The sequence below is a fragment of the Ruminococcus sp. genome, from assembly GCF_017650195.1.
Classification (GTDB): Bacteria; Bacillota; Clostridia; order Oscillospirales; family Ruminococcaceae; genus Ruminococcus.
The window spans coordinates 1-17,531 of the sequence record NZ_JAGCFH010000291.1 but is presented as its reverse complement, the minus strand read 5'-3'; the positions used below and the strand labels follow the sequence as shown (position 1 = coordinate 17,531).

General features: G+C 46.6%; 15 protein-coding genes. 4 read left to right on the top strand and 11 right to left on the bottom strand.

All coding sequences use genetic code 11. The annotated features are described in order from the left end of the window. Window positions 1-1,631, top strand: a 1,631-nt coding sequence (locus J6U00_RS13135; protein ID WP_296582547.1) for an endo-1,4-beta-xylanase, incomplete at its 5' end; no start/stop codon positions are given. 344 nt (window positions 1,632-1,975) lie between these two features. On the opposite strand, the gene J6U00_RS13130 is transcribed toward J6U00_RS13135, so the two are convergent. From J6U00_RS13130 to J6U00_RS13105, 6 genes are all read right to left on the bottom strand, one after another. Then, entirely contained in the window at window positions 1,976-3,664 is a 1,689-nt protein-coding gene (locus tag J6U00_RS13130) for a SulP family inorganic anion transporter (protein WP_296582545.1), read from the bottom strand. Window positions 3,665-3,976: 312 nt separating this feature from the next. Further along, window positions 3,977-6,040, bottom strand: coding sequence for an ABC transporter permease (locus tag J6U00_RS13125; RefSeq protein ID WP_296582542.1), 2,064 nt, complete (start codon window positions 6,038-6,040; stop codon window positions 3,977-3,979). Continuing rightward, window positions 6,030-6,794 (bottom strand): ABC transporter ATP-binding protein, encoded by a 765-nt coding sequence (locus tag J6U00_RS13120; protein ID WP_296582540.1) that lies wholly within the window; start codon window positions 6,792-6,794, stop codon window positions 6,030-6,032. Before J6U00_RS13120 ends, J6U00_RS13125 begins: the two co-directional genes overlap by 11 nt. Window positions 6,795-6,808: 14 nt before the next feature. Next, the gene (locus J6U00_RS13115; protein WP_296582538.1) at window positions 6,809-7,030 is read right to left on the bottom strand and encodes a hypothetical protein; all 222 of its coding nucleotides are present in this window, start codon (window positions 7,028-7,030) and stop codon (window positions 6,809-6,811) included. A gap of 133 nt (window positions 7,031-7,163) precedes the next feature. After that, the gene (locus J6U00_RS13110; RefSeq protein WP_296582536.1) at window positions 7,164-8,183 is read right to left on the bottom strand and encodes a sensor histidine kinase; all 1,020 of its coding nucleotides are present in this window, start codon (window positions 8,181-8,183) and stop codon (window positions 7,164-7,166) included. Beyond that, complete coding sequence (locus tag J6U00_RS13105; protein ID WP_296582534.1) at window positions 8,180-8,842, bottom strand: response regulator transcription factor; 663 nt, start codon at window positions 8,840-8,842, stop codon at window positions 8,180-8,182. The genes J6U00_RS13110 and J6U00_RS13105 overlap by 4 nt, the downstream gene beginning before the upstream one ends. 188 nt (window positions 8,843-9,030) lie before the next feature. On the opposite strand from J6U00_RS13105, the gene J6U00_RS13100 reads away from it, so the two are divergent. Continuing rightward, window positions 9,031-9,999, top strand: a complete 969-nt coding sequence (locus J6U00_RS13100) for a GTP-binding protein (protein ID WP_296582531.1) — start codon at window positions 9,031-9,033, stop codon at window positions 9,997-9,999. Between the two features lie 122 nt (window positions 10,000-10,121). Next, window positions 10,122-11,726, top strand: coding sequence for an ATP-binding cassette domain-containing protein (locus tag J6U00_RS13095; RefSeq protein ID WP_296582529.1), 1,605 nt, complete (start codon window positions 10,122-10,124; stop codon window positions 11,724-11,726). Between the two features lie 85 nt (window positions 11,727-11,811). On the opposite strand, the gene J6U00_RS13090 is transcribed toward J6U00_RS13095, so the two are convergent. The 5 genes from J6U00_RS13090 to J6U00_RS13070 are packed head-to-tail and all read right to left on the bottom strand — an operon-like array spanning window position 11,812 to window position 14,685. Beyond that, window positions 11,812-12,522, bottom strand: coding sequence for a hypothetical protein (locus tag J6U00_RS13090; protein ID WP_296582527.1), 711 nt, complete (start codon window positions 12,520-12,522; stop codon window positions 11,812-11,814). 11 nt (window positions 12,523-12,533) lie between these two features. Continuing rightward, window positions 12,534-13,247 carry an NAD-dependent protein deacylase gene (locus J6U00_RS13085; RefSeq protein WP_296582526.1) on the bottom strand — a complete coding sequence of 238 codons (714 nt, stop codon included), beginning with the start codon at window positions 13,245-13,247 and terminating at the stop codon, window positions 12,534-12,536. Between the two features lie 2 nt (window positions 13,248-13,249). Next, entirely contained in the window at window positions 13,250-13,645 is a 396-nt protein-coding gene (locus tag J6U00_RS13080; RefSeq protein WP_296582524.1) for a secondary thiamine-phosphate synthase enzyme YjbQ, read from the bottom strand. 33 nt (window positions 13,646-13,678) lie between these two features. Next, entirely contained in the window at window positions 13,679-14,329 is a 651-nt protein-coding gene (nth, locus tag J6U00_RS13075; protein WP_296582523.1) for an endonuclease III, read from the bottom strand. Next, window positions 14,326-14,685 carry a hypothetical protein gene (locus tag J6U00_RS13070; protein ID WP_296582522.1) on the bottom strand — a complete coding sequence of 120 codons (360 nt, stop codon included), beginning with the start codon at window positions 14,683-14,685 and terminating at the stop codon, window positions 14,326-14,328. Before J6U00_RS13070 ends, nth begins: the two co-directional genes overlap by 4 nt. Before the next feature lie 319 nt (window positions 14,686-15,004). Between J6U00_RS13070 and J6U00_RS13065 the strand changes: the two genes are divergently transcribed. Next, complete coding sequence (locus tag J6U00_RS13065; protein ID WP_296582521.1) at window positions 15,005-17,251, top strand: glycosyl hydrolase; 2,247 nt, start codon at window positions 15,005-15,007, stop codon at window positions 17,249-17,251. Window positions 17,252-17,531 lie beyond the last annotated feature (280 nt).

Sequence of the window (17,531 nt, the reverse complement as noted above, 5' to 3'; positions counted from 1 at the left end):
GTCAGCAAGGCGGCGGCTGGGACTTCGGCGGTGGCCAGCAAGGCGGCGGCTGGGACTTCGGCGGCGGTCAGCAAGGCGGCGGCTGGGACTTCGGCGGCGGTCAGCAAGGCGGCGGCTGGGATTTTGGCGGCGGTAACGGCGGCGGACAGACCTGGGACGGCGGTGGAAACAACGGCGGCGGCAATGCAGGCGGCGGTAATGATACTACATATTCCGGCGCAGGCAGCACAGAAGGCGTTGCAGCTCACCAGAACCTCAACTATAAATATGAAAAGGGCGGCAGCGGATTCAAGGATGTAATGGGACCGTATTTCCGTCTTGGAACTTCCGTAAGCGGAATGGAGATCGGCAATTCTCAGGCTCAGGAATTCATCAAGAAGAATTATAACTCTATCACCTGCGAAAACGAAATGAAGCCTGATTCTATCGTTAAGGGCGTAAATGGTGATGAAGTAAACATAAGCCTTAGCTCCGCAAGCAATATCCTTAAGTTCGCAGAGCAGAACGGTATCGGTGTTCGCGGTCATACTTTCGTATGGTACAGCCAGACTCCGAGCTCACTGTTCCAGGATAACGGCGGTACTGTTTCCAAGGACAGAATGAACAAGCGTCTTGAGAGCATGATCAAGAATACATTCAGCGCTCTTAAGAGCCAGTTCCCGAATCTTCAGGTACACTCATACGACGTTTGTAACGAGCTATTCGTTAACGATGGCGGCGGAATGAGACCTGGTAGCAACTCCAACTGGGTAAGAGTATATGGTGAAGGCAACTCTGAGTTCGTTGTAAACGCATTCAAGTATGCAAGACAGTATGCCCCCAAGGAGACAAAGCTCTACCTCAACGATTATAACGAGTATATGAGTGCTAAGACAAACGACCTTGTAAATATGGCTAAGACAGTCATGAAGGAAGGCGACTATATCGATGGTATCGGTATGCAGGCTCACCTTGATTCAAGATATCCTTCAGCAAGCGAGTTTGAGACAGCTCTCAAGAAGTTTGCAGCTCTCGGTCTTGATGTACAGATCACAGAGCTTGATATCACAAACAGCACAGGTTCAAATGGTCAGCTCTATCCTCAGATTTTTGAGGTAGCTATGAAGAACGCTAAGAACATCTCCTGCCTCACACTCTGGGGAACAACAGATGAGAGAAGCTGGAGAGCTAACCAGAACGGCGGTTCACCGCTTCCGTTCAGCAACTACCAGCCTAAGTCGTTCTATAACAACATTCTGGCTCTTGCTGACAAGATCGAGCCTCCTACACCGGATACAACAACTACTACAACTACCACAACAACAACTACAACTACTACCACCACAACAACTACAACTACCACAACAACTACAACAACTCAACCCACTACTACTACAACTACAACAACAGCTCCTCCGGCAGGTGCTACAATGCAGCTCTGGGGCGACGCTAACGGCGACGGTCAGCTCGATATGGGCGACGCAGTTCTTATCATGCAGGCTCTTGCTAACCCCAACAAGTACGGCATAGGCGGTACTGATTCACACGCTCTCACAGAGCAGGGCGAGGCAAACGCTGATGTTGACGGCGACGGTCTTACAACAAACGACGCAGTTGCTATTCAGGAAAAGCTTCTTGGTCTCAGGAAGTAATTGAAATATAAGTTATTTATTTCGCATTTATAATATAAAAAAACCGGCAAAGGAGAGGTACTCTCTCCCTTGCCGGGATTTTTTTGAAAAAAATCCCGATACCGAAGAACACTGAAACTCCGGCATCGGTTCAATGAGGATGATTTTCAAAAGCCTTCGCAGGCTTAAGCGGAAAGCACTAAAAAGCTTTCAACTATTTGAAGAATGGAACCTATATACCATTCTCTGTGATATATGATATCACTTTCAGTAGCTGTTATCAACTCACTTTTTGCAGATTAAGTGGACAAATTGAAGATGTTATAGCATTTAGATGTAAAAGGCGGACTAAAGTTCGCCTTTTATTATGCTCTTTTTGCTGAAATTTCATTTTCAAGCGCTTCTGCTCTGAGAAGTGCCGTATCAATGTGGTCACAGAAATTTTCCCTGCCTACCTTTTCGATGAAGCCGGCTTTGGTCATGACCTTCATAGGCTGCTCGTTTACGTGAGAGAATACCACCTTTACGTTGTGGCGTTCACAGCGCTTGACTATGCGCATTAGAGCTTCAACGCCCGTAGCATCCATAGCCGGTACATTTCTCATTCTTATGCAGAGAACGTCAATATTCCTGTCGCTGAGGACGTATTTATACTTATCCGAAGCTGCAAAGAACATAGGACCGTTTATCTCAAATACACGGGTATTCTTGGGTATCTTCTTGAGAAGGATATTGTCGGGGTCGGTGTCCTCATCGTCGATATCTCTCCATGCGTGAGCTTCGGTAACGTCAGCCATCCGTTTCATGAAGAGGAGAGCAGCCATTACCATGCCTACGCCGATAGCAACAACGAGGTCAAATACTACCGTGAGTATTAGAGTTACGAATAGCACTGCTATATCGCTCTTGGGAGCAGTCTTTACGGTGTTTCTGATATTTCTCCAGCCACACATGTTATAAGCTACTATAAAGAGTATAGCCGCAATAGTAGGCATTGGGATAAGCGAAGCATAGGGCATTAGAACAACGAGTATGATAACGAGTACTATTGAGTGTACCATGCCTGCGATAGGAGTACGTCCGCCGTTCTTTACGTTTGCAGCTGTACGTGCAATAGCGCCTGTAGCAGGGATACCGCCGAAGAAAGCAGAGCCTATATTTGCAGTACCCTGAGCAATGAGCTCCATATTCGAGCGATGCTTTGAACCTATCATACCGTCTGCGACAACGCATGAGAGAAGAGACTCAACAGCTGCGAGTACTGCAATAGTGAAGGCATTAGGAATTAGAGCTCTTACTCTTGCGAAGGTGACCTCCGGCACGGTCAGCTTGGGGAGGGAATTTGATATAGTATAGAGGTCGCCGATAGTGTTAACTTTTATACCACTGAGCTTAACTATAGCTGAACAAACTATGACGGCTATGAGAGAGGCGGGTATCTTCTCCAGCTTTTTCGGCCAGAGTATAAGTATAGCAAGTGAGATAACGCCGATAAGGAGAGCCTGCCAGTTGATAGTGTCGATACAGGTGAATATCTCCTTTATCTTGTCAACAGTTTCGATAGGCTTATTTTTGAAAGTGAGCCCGAGGAAGTCCTTGACCTGTCCGAGGAGGATAGTCACGGCGATACCGAAGGTAAAGCCGGTGGTTATAGTACCGGGTATATATTTTATGAGGGCTCCGAAGCGGCAGAAGCCCATGATTATCAGTATCAAGCCTGCCAAAATCGCCGATATTGCAAGACCGTCCATTCCCTCGACGGCTACGATACCTGCAACTGTAGTTGCAAAGGCAGCCGTAGGACCTGCTATCTGCACACGGCTTCCGCCAAGGAATGAAACGATAAAGCCTGCTATTATTGCTGTGTAAAGGCCCTGTTCAGGACCAACTCCCGAAGCGAGAGCAAGTGCGATAGAAAGGGGCAGAGCGATAATAGCGACGATTATACCGGAGATGATGTCCTTTATGAACTGCTCCTTAGTATAGGTCTTCATAACCGAGAAAAGCTTTGGTTTGAGCTTTTCTTCCGTTGGTTTCAATGCTTTTTCAGCCATTTTACTAACCTCTTTTACATTATATTTCCAAAAAAGACACGCAACGGTACTATTATACTACTTATAATAACGGTTTTCAAGAGATTTTTAACAGGGAGAAAATTTTTGGCGGAATATATATATTCATGTCAGTTGAGGAGAAAAGGATTGAGCAGAATGAGAAATTAGTAATATATTCACAAAAACCAAAGTGCTGTTTTGTGCATTGCTACAAAGCTTAAAATTGATTTCTAACTCTCAACTCTTTAATCTCAACTAAAAAACAAAGCGGCTCCCTTTACAGAAAGCCGCTGAAACTATATCATAAAAAGCTTACTTTTGTTCTCTTGTTATCGCCTTGCTTCCAAGGAAGGTGAGCAGGAAGTAGCCGCCGTATATCGCTATGAGTACGATAGCGGTGAAGATAACGGGTTTTACATAATTCTCCGTTACGAGCAGATCAAGTCCGATCTTGGCGAATCTCATACCCGCATAGGAGTGGAGACAAGCCAGAAGCAGCGGCAGCAGGAAGAATATTCCCGACTGAAGGAATATGGATCTGGAGATCTCCTTTTCCTCTACGCCAAGCTTGCGGAGCATGGTGTATCTCGGTATGCTGTCAGCGCTCTCGGAAAGCTCCTTAAGCGCAAGTATAGCACCGCAGGATACGAGGAATATGAAGCCGATATAAAGTCCGAGGAAGGTAACTACAGCTCCTATGCCTATGGCATCGTTTGCAGCCTCGATCCTTGTTTCAATACTCTGCATAGAGCCGTATTTCGTTTCGCTCTGATACCAGTGCATAACATAAGTCCAGTGGTCTATTGCTGTCTGTTCTGCGGCTTCTCTGCCCTTTTTGTCTGTGGCATTGTAGTTTCCGACGAAATAATCAACTCCGCGGTATTCCTCGGATACTGCATTGTCGGGAACGATTATAGTACCTGTATTTGAAGCATTCATATCGGGATAAAATGAGCTTATTACACATTTTTTCGACCTTGGCTTGAGAGCATTACCGAAAACAGTTATTTCGGTGCCGTCCTCAAGGAGCTTGTCATACATCTCAGGCATTCCCGAGGCGTTTGCGCTTACAGCGTATTCGCCGTCGCCGAGCTCTATCTGCTTTTGTCCGTAGAGCTCCATTATAGCGTTGTAATCACTGAGCTTCAGGAATGAGATATCAAAGTTCATCATTGCATATATGCTCATTGAACTGCCTGTCAGTTCGTCTTTTCTGTCGCCGGCAAAGGTGTCAAAGGTAAAGTTGCTTTCGACGTAGTCATGGAAGTGGCGGTACTCTCCGAAATCGTCGTAAATGCTCATATTCTGCTGAGCATATACATCGTCGATATCGCCTGTCCTGTATGAGGAGTCGTCTGAGGAATCATTAATATGAAGAGAAAAGCGTCCGTAAAAATCCACTGGGAAATTGTCCTCAACGCCCTTGTTCAGTGAGTTCCTGATAGTGAATGCAGTTGAGAGCGTGCATATAGTCACAAAGAGCATAAGGCATATAACTGTCATTGAAGCGATAGTGGTGTTTATCTTGCTGCTTATCTGACGGAAGGTGAAGCTGTTCAGACCGCGGTGATATACGCCCTTTGCGGACATTATCACTCTCAGGAGCATACCCGACACCGACCAGAAGATAAAGAATGTGGAAACTATGCCTGCAAGTATGGCAAGACCTATCTTTTTTTCATTGAGGTGTTCAAAGTCCCAGCCCACTGTATGATATGCCCATACGAGTACTGCTGCGGAGATAAGGAATACAACAACGCAGAGCCACGGATTCTTCATGGTTATCTTTTCCGAGCGCTTTCCAGAGTTCATAAGGGTGATGAGCCTGCACTTGCTGATAACGAAGCCGCTCCTGATCATTACGACCAGGTACATAATACCGAAGTAGAGTATTGTCTTTGTTATCGCCGAGCCTGATACTGTGAATTTATAGTCGTTCATGTCGGCTTCAAAGAGGTTTGCCACGACTGCGCTCATTACCTGCGAAAGACTCACTCCTATGAGAAGTCCCACAATGAGGGAGCCGATACCTATGATAACAGTTTCGCAGAGCAGGAGAGCGGATATCTTCCACTTGCTCATGCCAAGCATCATATACAGGGCGAACTCCTTGTTACGGCGCTTCATCAGGAAGCGGCTGGCGTATACGATGAGCAGTCCGAGGACTATGGCTACGAATACGCTTACGCCGGAAATGGCCGTTGTGAGTATCTTTATTAATTCGCGCTGTGTTTCGTTGACTCTGATGAAGGCGGTCTGGGTCTCTATGGCGTTGAATATGTAGAATACCGCAACGCCGATTATAAGAGTGAAGAAATATACCGCGTAATCCTTTATGCTTTTGCGGATATTGCTGAGAGATATCTTAAAGAGCATCGCTCACGTCACCTCCTAGCAGGGTAACTACGTTTATTATCTTGTCGAAGAACTCCTTGCGGCTGTCCTTTCCGCGGATTATCTCATTGAAGAGCTTTCCGTCCTTGATGAAGAGCACTCTTGAAGCATAGCTTGCGGTAAAGGAGTCGTGAGTTACCATTATGATAGTAGCGTTATGCTCCCTGTTGAGGTAATTAAAGCGTTCAAGCAGCATTTTAGCGGACTTTGAGTCAAGAGCGCCTGTGGGCTCGTCTGCGAGGACGAGCTTGGGCTCGGTAACTATAGCTCTTGCCGAGGCAACTCTCTGCTTCTGACCGCCCGACATCTGGTAGGGATATTTGCTTAGCACCTCAGTGATACCGAGCTGTTCTGCCACATTCTTTACAGCCTTGTCAATATCCTTTGCGGAGCGTTTCTGTATTGAAAGCGCAAGAGCGATATTCTCGTAAGCTGTAAGGGTGTCCATAAGGTTGAAGTCCTGAAAGATAAAGCCCAGCTTTTCACGGCGGAACTTGTTGAGCTCCTTTCCCTTGAGAGCTGTTATATCAGTATCCTCAAGGAAGATATGACCGGCGGTAACTTTGTCGATAGTGGATATGCAGTTGAGGAGAGTGGTTTTGCCGCTTCCCGAAGCTCCCATTATCGCGGTAAATTCGCCGCCTTCCACTGAAAAGGAGATATCGTCCACAGCCTTTGTGAGGTTTGATTTATTTCCGTAATACTTTTCTATTTTTTCCAATCTGAGTAATGACATGACTGTATCTCCTTTTATGCTTCTATCCTGTTCTTGTGTTTGCTGATGTAGCAGCTGCAAAGGCAGTTGGCCGCAAATACGCTCCAGAAAATTCCGTCCATAAGGTTCCTGAGGTAAGGATCAACAGCTGCTCTGCCGCTTATTATCTCGTATATTTCTAAGCACGAAACCGGTATAACGAAGATGCTGGTGGCAATGTAAAGTATCCTGATAATATTTGATGTAAGCTTTTTCATAAGATCATTTCCTTTCGGTATCTTTATTATTGGGAGCTGTTCTCCCTTTCCATGATCTTATTATACATCATGCAATACCTTTGGTCGTGTTTTTAACATTACGCAACATTACATTTATGTAACATTGAATTTATCAGGATTTCATAAGGTAATGCTCGTTCTTTGAAAAGGTAATTGTGAATTCTGTAAAGCTTCCGCGCTCCGAGGTCACGGATATACTGTGTCCGAGACGGTCACAGAGGCTTTTTACTATATATAGTCCCATACCCGTGGATTTTGCATAGGTGTGACCATTCTCACCAGTGAAGCACTTATCGAAAACACGGGGGATATCGTTTTCGGGGATGCCTACACCGTTGTCCCGGAAATGTAGCAGCACCTTGTCTTCATGCTCTTCGGCTGATATGCGTATTGCCGGTTCGCGGTCTTTAACTGTGTATTTTAGACTGTTAGCCGTGAACTGTCCAAGCATGAATTCCAGCCACTTTCCATCTGTCATCACCGTAATGTCAAGTCCCTCCGTTTCTATGGAAGCTCCTGCAATCTGTATCGACTCGCGGTTTTTCAAGGCAGTGTTCGCAACTGTCCGTTTCAGGGATATCTCCTTTATTATATAGTCCTTTTCGGCGTTCTCGGAACGCGCATAGTAAAGCACCTGATCTGTATAGCTGTCTATGCGCCGGAGCTGTTCAAGAGATTTTTCTCCGAGCTCATCCTTATGATTGTGAGCCATGAGCTGCAGGCTCGATAGAGGAAGCTTTACCTCGTGTACCCACATCTCGATGAACTCACGGAAATCAGAGGAGCTTTTCCTATATTTAGCCACATTTTCGCACATGGCTTTATTGGCTTCACAAAGGGCTTCGTAGGTCAGCTCTCCTTCAAGGAAATCCGGTTTGTTTATCATTTCGTGTATGAGGTATTTCTTATCAAGTCCCCTGAGCTTTTCACCCAGCTCGCTGTAGAACCTGTGCTTGCGCATAAAGTTTATTATTTCGGCGGATATCACAAAGAGCAGGAACAGCGATTCAATAAAGGCTGTAAGCTGACCGCTTACCCTGTAGGCGGTCAGAAACAGTAGTATCATTCCCGAAAATACCGCCGCTGTGATATAGAACCAAAGTCTGTCCCTGATATAACTTCCAAGCTTCATTTCAGTATGTACCCCTGTTTCTTACGTGTTTCTATGGCGTCTTCGCATCCAAGCTCCGCAAGCTTTGAGCGCAGGCGGCTGATGTTGACGGTAAGGGCGTTGTCGTTTACGAATTCGTCGTTATCCCAGAGAGCTGTCATAAGTTCGTCACGAGTGACGATAGAGCCCTGTCTATCCAGCATAAAGCGGAAAATTATCATCTCGTTCTTCGTGAGAATAAGTTCACGTCTGCCGTCTGTAAGGGAGCCCTTTGCGTCGTTGACCTGCAAGCCACTGTAGGTCTGTACTGTCGTGGTGCCTGACGCACGTTTGAGCACTGCGGATATACGTAGGAGGAGTATAGTCGGATTGTAGGGTTTGGTTATGTAGTCGTCCGCGCCGTAGCTCATGGAGAGGACCTCGTCAGTCTCAGAGGTGCGGCTCGTGACCATTATCACGGGGGTATCGCATTCTCTGCGTATTTCCTTCAGGAGTTCCTCGCCGTTGAGGCTTGGGATATTTATATCCATGAGTATAAGGTCTGCTCCAGCGGCGAGTATCTCCGCCTTTGAGTTAGAAAACTCCGTAAGGTATCCAGTATCGTAGCCGGAATTGCGCAGAAGCTCCGCCAGCTCCTCACGGATAGCCCTATCGTCTTCAACTATATATATCTTGCTCATAAGTCACCTCATATAATAATTTCAAATCATATTATATCACATTATTACGTAAATAGCAAAGAGTGCGGCAAAAAAGCCTTTAGCTTTCAGATAAGCGCTTTCAGATAAGTAGTCTAGTGTTACCGAATGCAACAAATTGACTTAATACAGTCTGTGTGATATACTTGATATAAAAGGAGTTGCGGACAATGACTAAAATAGACCTTCTTACGGGAATTCTCGGCTCCGGGAAGACTACCCTTTTGCTGAAATACGCACGGCACCTCATCGACAGCGGTGAGAATATCGCCGTTCTTGAAAATGATTTTGGTGCTGTCAACATAGATATGATGATGCTTCAGGAACTGAAAGGGGAGCATTGCCGCCTTGAAATGATAGCAGGAGGCTGTGACGCGGACTGTCACAGGCGGCGCTTCAAAACGCAGCTAATATCCCTCGGTATGCAGCATCTTGATCGGGTTATCGTCGAACCTTCTGGCATATTCGATATGGATGAATTCTTCGATATCCTCCACGAATCGCCGTTAGACAACTGGTTTGAGATTGGGAGCGTTATCACGGTTGCCGACAGTGAGATGGAGGAAAAGCTCTCGCCGAAAATGGAGTACATGCTCGGCTCCGAGGCTGCCTGCTGCGGAAAGCTTGTTATAAGCAAGCTTCAAGGAGAGGCTGACGAAGCTCTTATTCAGAGTATACTCGATCACGTAAACCGCGCAATGGAGGATATCCGTTGCGACCGTAGACTGACCCAGCGGGATGTTATAGCCAAGGACTGGAAGGATTTTACCAGCGAGGACTACAAGACACTTAGCTGTGCTGGCTACAGGGGGACAAGCTACGTGAAGAAGTTCAGTCCCGATGAAATAGGGAGCTCGGTACACTACTTCATGCATATTGCGTTGCCGCAGGAGCGGATAGGTGAGATAATAACAGATATCATGAGTGATGATAGCTGCGGCAGGATATTCCGCATAAAGGGAGGACTGCCTGCGGCGGGCGGTTGGCTGAAAATAAACGCCACCCGTGAAAAGACCGAGATATCGCCTGTCTCCGAGGGACAGTCCGTGATTATAGTTATAGGTGAGAATATATCCCGTGAGCGCATAGATGAACATCTTAAAAGATACAATTCCGATGTGGAGTATGTTTCGATATAATAGCAGCCGCTTGTTTACAGTATTTTTTTCTTTACATTCTTCCGTAAATGTGATATAATGAATTCTGTTGTGCGGAATTTAACGGCAAATCCGTTAAATTATGATTTACGGAAGGAGTAAATATGATAACAGTAAGTAACGTGAGCGTGCAGTTTGGCGGCTCAACGCTTTTCAAAAATGTAGACCTTAAATTCACAAATGGAAATTGCTACGGCGTTATCGGCGCAAACGGAGCAGGAAAGTCTACCTTTCTCAGAGTCCTCTGCGGAGAGCTGGAGCCAGCCTCCGGTGAGGTTATTATGCCTAAGGAGGAGCGCCTTAGCGTCCTGAAACAGGATCACTTCGCTTATGACGAGTACACAGTTTTGGATACCGTGATAATGGGAAATGCTCGTCTTTATGAGATAATGCAGGAAAAGGATGCTCTTTATGCAAAGGAGGACTTTTCCGAGGAGGACGGCGTAAAGGCTTCCGAGCTGGAAGGTGAGTTTGCGGAGCTCAACGGCTGGGAGGCTGAATCCGACGCCTCAAAGCTAATACAGGGTCTGGGACTTTCAGAGGATATACTCTACTCTCAGATGTCTTCACTTTCTGGTAATGAAAAGGTAAAGGTTCTCCTTGCGCAGGCACTTTTCGGAAACCCGGATATCATACTCCTCGACGAGCCTACTAACCACCTCGATATTGACGCGGTGCGATGGCTGGAGGAGTTCCTTTCCGAGTACTTCGGTACGGTGATTGTGGTATCCCATGACCGTCACTTCCTTAATAATGTATGTACTCATATAGTCGATATCGACTATAACAAGATAAAGATGTATGTGGGCAACTATGAGTTCTGGTACGAGTCCAGCCAACTCATACAACGCATGATAAAACAGCAGAACAAGAAGAATGAGGAAAAAATCAAGGAGCTCAAGGACTTTATCGCCCGTTTCTCAGCTAATAAGTCAAAGTCTAATCAGGCGACCTCGCGCCGTAAGCTAATCGAAAAGCTTACTGTTGAGGAGCTACCGGCTTCAAGCAGAAGATACCCCTTTATAGGATTTGATATGGACAGGGAGCTAGGCAAAGATATACTTCAGGTGGACGGGCTTACTAAGACTGTTGACGGTGTAAAGCTCCTTGATAATGTGAGCTTCACTCTCGGCAGGACGGATAAGGTAGCTTTTGTCGGCGAGAGCGAGCAGGCGATAACTATGCTGTTCAAGATACTCATGGAGGAGGAGCAGCCCGATTCCGGAAGCTTCAAGTGGGGAGTTTCGGTTACTACCTCATATATGCCTGTGGATAACTCCGAGTACTTCAACGGCTGTGAGCTTTCCATACTCGACTGGATACGTCAGTACTCCGTAAAGGACGAGACGGAGACCTATCTCCGCGGTTTCCTCGGACGTATGCTGTTTTCCGGAGATGATGTATACAAGCCTGTAAACGTACTTTCCGGAGGAGAAAAGGTGAGATGTATGTTCTCGCGCATGATGCTCTTCGGCTCAAATGTGCTTGTCCTCGACCGTCCCACCAATCACCTTGATCTTGAAAGCATAACCGCTGTGAATAACAGTCTCATAAACTTCAAGGGAGTAGTTCTCCTTGCTTCTCATGACCATGAGATAATGCAGACCACCGCCAACCGTATAATAGAGATACTGCCTCAGGGCTGCCTCGACAGACAGGGCACCTACGAGGAGTTTATCGACTTCAAGAAGGTAAACGGACTTATGTAAAAAAGGCCTGACGGCGCATACAGCGCTGTCAGGCTTTTTAGCTGTTAATTATATCCGGCATAACGATGAGCGGACTGTTTCCGGTTCACTGACCGTTGTAGGGTATCAGCTTTTCCCTGCATATATCCCGCCATTTGCCGTAGAAGTCGCTATTGTGTACGAGTTTTATCACCTCGGCTGCGTTCTGATCCTGGACCATACATTCATAGCTCTGGGTGTTTGCGTAAGCCCGGCATATCATGCCTCCGATAACAAGGTCAATAAAGCTGTACTCGGTCTGTATCTCTGTTGGCTCCGCCTCGTCGGGAGAGTCTGAGTGGAAATTGACCGCACTGAACGGATCAGTTTCCGAAATGAGTGACGTGAGTTCCGATATCTCACTTTCGGACAGAGTGGTGATCTGCTCACATTCACCGAAGAGCATGAAATCATCGTCCTTGGTCTCGGTGAGTACGGCTGCGAGCCATTCGTCGTCGTCGAGCCTGTAGTTCTCGGTATACTCCTCCTCGCTCGTCCAGAGGTGATTGAACCTGTCTATCTGTCCCTCGTTGTGCATATATGTACCGTACCATACGCTGCCGTTGGACTGTATGATAAGGTTTGATTTCGTATAGGAATCAATATTGTACAGACGTTCACGGTAGATTATACCGCTGTCGCTGCTGATGACCTGCTCAGCAGCCTTTTGTTTTCTTATTTCCGTTGCGCTCTCTGCTGTTCTGTTTGACTGGACGGAGCCTGCTCCGCAGCCGCTAAGCAGAATAAGCGACAATAAAGCTGCTGTCAGTCGCTTCATGCCTGAACCTCCTAAATTCTGGAGAATACCTCTCCTATCCTGTCGCATACGAGCAGATCGGCGTTCTTGTCCATCTGGGTAGGCGACATATTGATTATAACGAGATCTTTTCCCTTGAAATAGCGTATAAGACCTGCGGCAGGATATACATTCAGCGAGGTGCCGCCGATTATCAGCGTATCCGCAGACGCTATGGCTTGTACGGCTCCGTTTACTGTATCATTGTCGAGGGACTCCTCATAGAGCACCACGTCCGGCTTTATGATACCGCCGCATTCGCACTTCGGCACTCCATCAGAGTTGACTATATACTGAACATCGTGGAATTTTCCGCATTTTGTGCAGTAGTTCCTGAGAACGCTGCCGTGGAGCTCGTATACCGTTTTACTGCCGGCAGCCTGATGAAGTCCGTCTATATTCTGAGTGACCACAGCAGACAGCTTTCCCTGTTTTTCAAGCTCTGCAAGCTTAAGGTGAGCCGCATTGGGCTTTGCGTCGAGGCAGAGCATTTTTGCGCGGTAGAAGCGGTAAAACTCCTCTGTCTTTTCGACGAAGAAGCTGTGGCTGAGAATAGTCTCCGGGGGATAGTCCCACTGCTGGCTGTACAGACCGTCCACGCTTCGGAAGTCGGGTATGCCGCTTTCCGTGGAAACACCTGCGCCGCCGAAAAATACTATACTGTGAGAATTCTGTACTATTTCCGAAAGCTTTTCGATATTATCCATAATTATTCTCCCATTACCTTAACATAGAACTTTCTTGTTCTCGGACCATCGAACTCGCAGAAGTAAATGTCCTGCCATGTGCCGAGAAGAAGCTTTCCGCCTGTTATGATTATGGTCTCGCTGGCTCCCACTGCCGAAGACTTAATGTGGGCATCGGAGTTGCCCTCTGCGTGGCGGAAGGACTGTAGCTCTGGGAAGAATTTGTCAAGGCCCTTTATAACGTCGGTCTGGACGTCGGGATCAGCATTTTCGTTAATAGTTATGGCAGCAGTGGTATGAGGGCAGAAAACTATGCATATGCCCTCGAGAACTCCGCTTTCCTTTACTGCTTCGCTTACTTCGTGTGTGATATCGACAAGTCCCTCTGAGGGTGTGCTTAGTTTAAAGTTGAATAACATGGTGATCTCCTTTACTACTTACTAAAATCCAAATTAAGCTTTGCTAAATGTTGATTTATCATTATAATATTTGCAGAAATAATTAAGCGGACATTCTCCGCATCTCGGCTTTCGTGCATTGCATATATCCCGTCCGAATTCCACCGTCCTGTGGCAGAAATCGGAAGAAACATCAGGTGGTATGAGCTTAACAAGATCCTTTTCGACCTTTGCGGGCTCCTTGTTCTTGGTGAGGCCGAGACGTCCGGTGATACGTATACAGTGAGTATCTGTTACCATAGCCGGCTTGCCGAAAACATCTCCCAGCATAAGGTTTGCGGTCTTTCTGCCTATACCAGAAAGTGTGAGCAACTCCTCCATAGTATCGGGGACCTCTCCGCCAAAGTCGTTTATTAGCTGCGAAGCCATTTCCTTTAAGCTCTTGGCCTTGTTGTGATAGAAGCCGCAGGGCTTTACGTCTTTTTCAAGCTCTGCTATATCAGCGTTTGCAAATGCTTCGAGAGAGGGGTATTTCTTGAACAAAGTTTCCGTTACTACGTTCACTCGCGCGTCGGTACACTGTGCGGCTAGTCGAGCTGCGAACATCAGTTCATAAGGCTTTGTATAATTCAGTGTGCAGGAGGCGTCGGGATAGAGCTTTTCAAGCTCCTGCACCGCAAGCTTAGCGATCTCTTTCTTTGTCATCGGGCATTCTCCTTGAATTTCCTTTGCTTTTCGAGTATGCCGTCATATATCTTGTACATTTTCTGCACTGTATTTTCGAGAAAGTAATAATGCTTTATGTAGAATATCAGGAGCACGAGTATTATGGTGACAAGTATCAGGACCGGAAGATTCGGCGTGAATACCAGCACCGCAATGAAAATCGTAAGAATGACCGAGAAAAGCATGGTCACGAGGAAATGGACTATCCTTTCGTGCTGCATGAAGGCTATTTTGTCAAGATGCTCGGACATTATTCCGGCAAGCTCCGAGGGCTCGCTGCATTTTTCAAGCTTTTCCTGAATGTATTTCATGTAAGTGGTAAGATATTCGGTCATTTCTTCACTCCTCCATGCACAAAGTAAACGAATCTCCAATAAAATTATACACCTTTTTAGCAAAATTGTCAACATATTTCGTACTAAAGACTGTATATTAAAGGCTTTATTTAACGTACAGTAATTTAAGTATGATTTAACCCTTGCCTTGGAATTTATGCTTAAAAAAGCGTCTCCCGATTGTGCGTGTATACGAATTTTTTTAATGATATGAAAACATTCTTCACCGGTCCTTGATTTTTAATGAATTATTAAGTATAATTAAAGTAATCAATTATTTGTAAAGCTAATTTCACTACTTTCAGGAGGATATTAAAATATGGGAACAAAAGTGTTCAGAAAAGCAGGAGCTGCTGCAATGGCAGCAGCTGTCATGCTTAACTGTGCCGTTTACAGTACAGCGGCTGTAACGGCGGCAGGCGAACCGCTGAAGTTCGAGTTCGAGGACGCTGAGATAACCGGTGACGTTACAGTGGAGAAGGACTCGAATGCAAGCGGCGGTTCCGCGCTGAAAATGACAGACAGCGGAACTATCACGCTGAATGTGACGGTAGAGGAGGGCGGTCCCTACAGGCTGACCTTCTACGCCTTCGGTATCGGTACCGACAAGCAGCAGAACCTGACTGTCAATGGCTCATCACAGGGAGCTATAGGAATACCTCAGGGCGAAGACTATCAGGCTGTGGAGCTCACTGCAATACCTCTTAAGGCAGGAAGCAATTCCATAGTCATCGAGAAGTCATGGGGCTGGTCACAGTTCGACTATCTCACGGCTGAGCCCATGTCTGACGCGAAGATAGAGGCAAAGCAGACAACGCCTTGCGACCAGCTGGCTACCGTGGAGACACAGAGCCTTATGGCTTATCTTGCAGAGAATTATGGCAAGCACATAATCTCCGGTCAGCAGGAGATATACAGCGGCGGTCCTCACGGACTTGAAACGGAATTTGAGTACCTTAAGGACACCACAGGTCACTATCCCGCTATACGCGGCTTTGATTACGGCAATTTCTGCTGTCCTCTCTACGGCAGTGACGACGGTTCTACCGACCGTATCATCGACTGGGTAAAGAACAAGGGCGGTATCGCTACCGCTTCCTATCATATCAACGTGCCGAAGGATTTCGCAAACTACACCATCGGCACGAAAATGGACTGGTCGTTGTCGACCTATACCGCATCGGACACAGATTTTTCACCCTCAAAGGCTGCTGAGGCAGGCACAAAGGAAAACGAGTATTACCTCTCTACTCTCAAAACTCTCGCAAAGGAGTTCAACAAACTTGAAGCCGAGGGTATCCCCGTTATATGGAGACCTCTCCACGAAGCCGAAGGCGGCGGCGGTGAGAACGGCTCATGGTTCTGGTGGGGCAGGGAAGGCTCCGCAGCTTACAAAAAACTGTGGATATACACCTACGAGACTCTCACTAACGAGCTGAACTGCCACAACCTTATCTGGGAGTGGAACAGCTATAACTTTGCAACCTCTGTGGACTGGTATCCCGGTGACGCTTATGTTGATATCATAGGCTACGACAAGTACAGCTGTACGGACTGGTCAACAGGAAGCGCAAGGTACTACCACAACGACAGCCCCTTCTCCTCAGTATTCTACGGCATAATGGAGAAGTACGGCAGTGCAAAGATGATATCCCTCGCCGAGAACGACTGCTTCTCGACACCTGATAAAATGCAGGAGGAAAAAGCCGGCTGGCTCTACTTCTGTACATGGTACGACGGGGGAAGCGACAATAACAACTTCCTGTCCAATCCAACCTTCAATACCAAGGACGATACTATTGCTATGTATCAGAGCGAGTATTGTATAACTCTTGATGAGCTCCCGAAGAATCTCTACAAGAAGGACGGCGTTACTCCCCCCGACCCGTCCCAAACTACCACCAGCACCACAACGACTACGGTCACTACTACTTCCGACCCGAACGCTACAACGACCACAACAGCGTATAAGTTCGAAATACAGAAGAAGTCGGTGACTATTCCCGACGTGCCGAAGTTTGCTGTGGGAATGGAGATGCAGATAGACCTTACAGGTGCTCCGAACGCTTCTATCGGTGGTGCTGTCGGCTTCGGAACGACTGCCGACGACTGGAAGAACATCGAGTGGAAGGGCAACGCGGACAAGGACGGCAAGCTCACCGTTCATGTTAACCTTAACGAAATGATGGGGGCTTTCAAGACCTGCGAGGTGCAGGTATGGTGGTCGAACGTGTGGAACGCTGCGACTGAAAAGGCAGTGGATCAGCCCTACACCATTAACAGTTGTGAAGTGCATTACCTTATGGGCGGAGCTCTTGAGCCTCCGAAGTACGGCGACGCAAATTGTGATGATACAGTTGATATGAGCGACGCAGTGCTTATAATGCAGTCGCTTGCAAATCCAAATAAGTACGGTATCAAAGGCACAGACGAGCGCCATATTACAGAGGAGGGCGAATATCTTGCAGACGTTGACAAGAACAGCGAGGGATTGACTGCTAATGACGCCCTGAGGATACAGGAGTACCTGCTCAATAAGATAAAAACACTTAATCCCAATGCATAATTGAAAAATGGGTTGTAAAAAAACTCAGTCCCCCAAACGAACACGGGGCCTCGTAAAGAGGCCCCAAATTTTATAGCAAAAAACAAACTGCACAACAATAACTTGCGTGCAGTTGTTTTTAGTGATATAATCAAATTACGACAAATGATAACCACTGAGAACTATTATAAACCAATCCAACTGAAATTACCAGTGGATTATGAAAGAATTATAGATATAAACGACTCAGTGTATTCTTTTGTTGAAGTTTTAGATCAAATTGACCTAAAGAAATATCTTG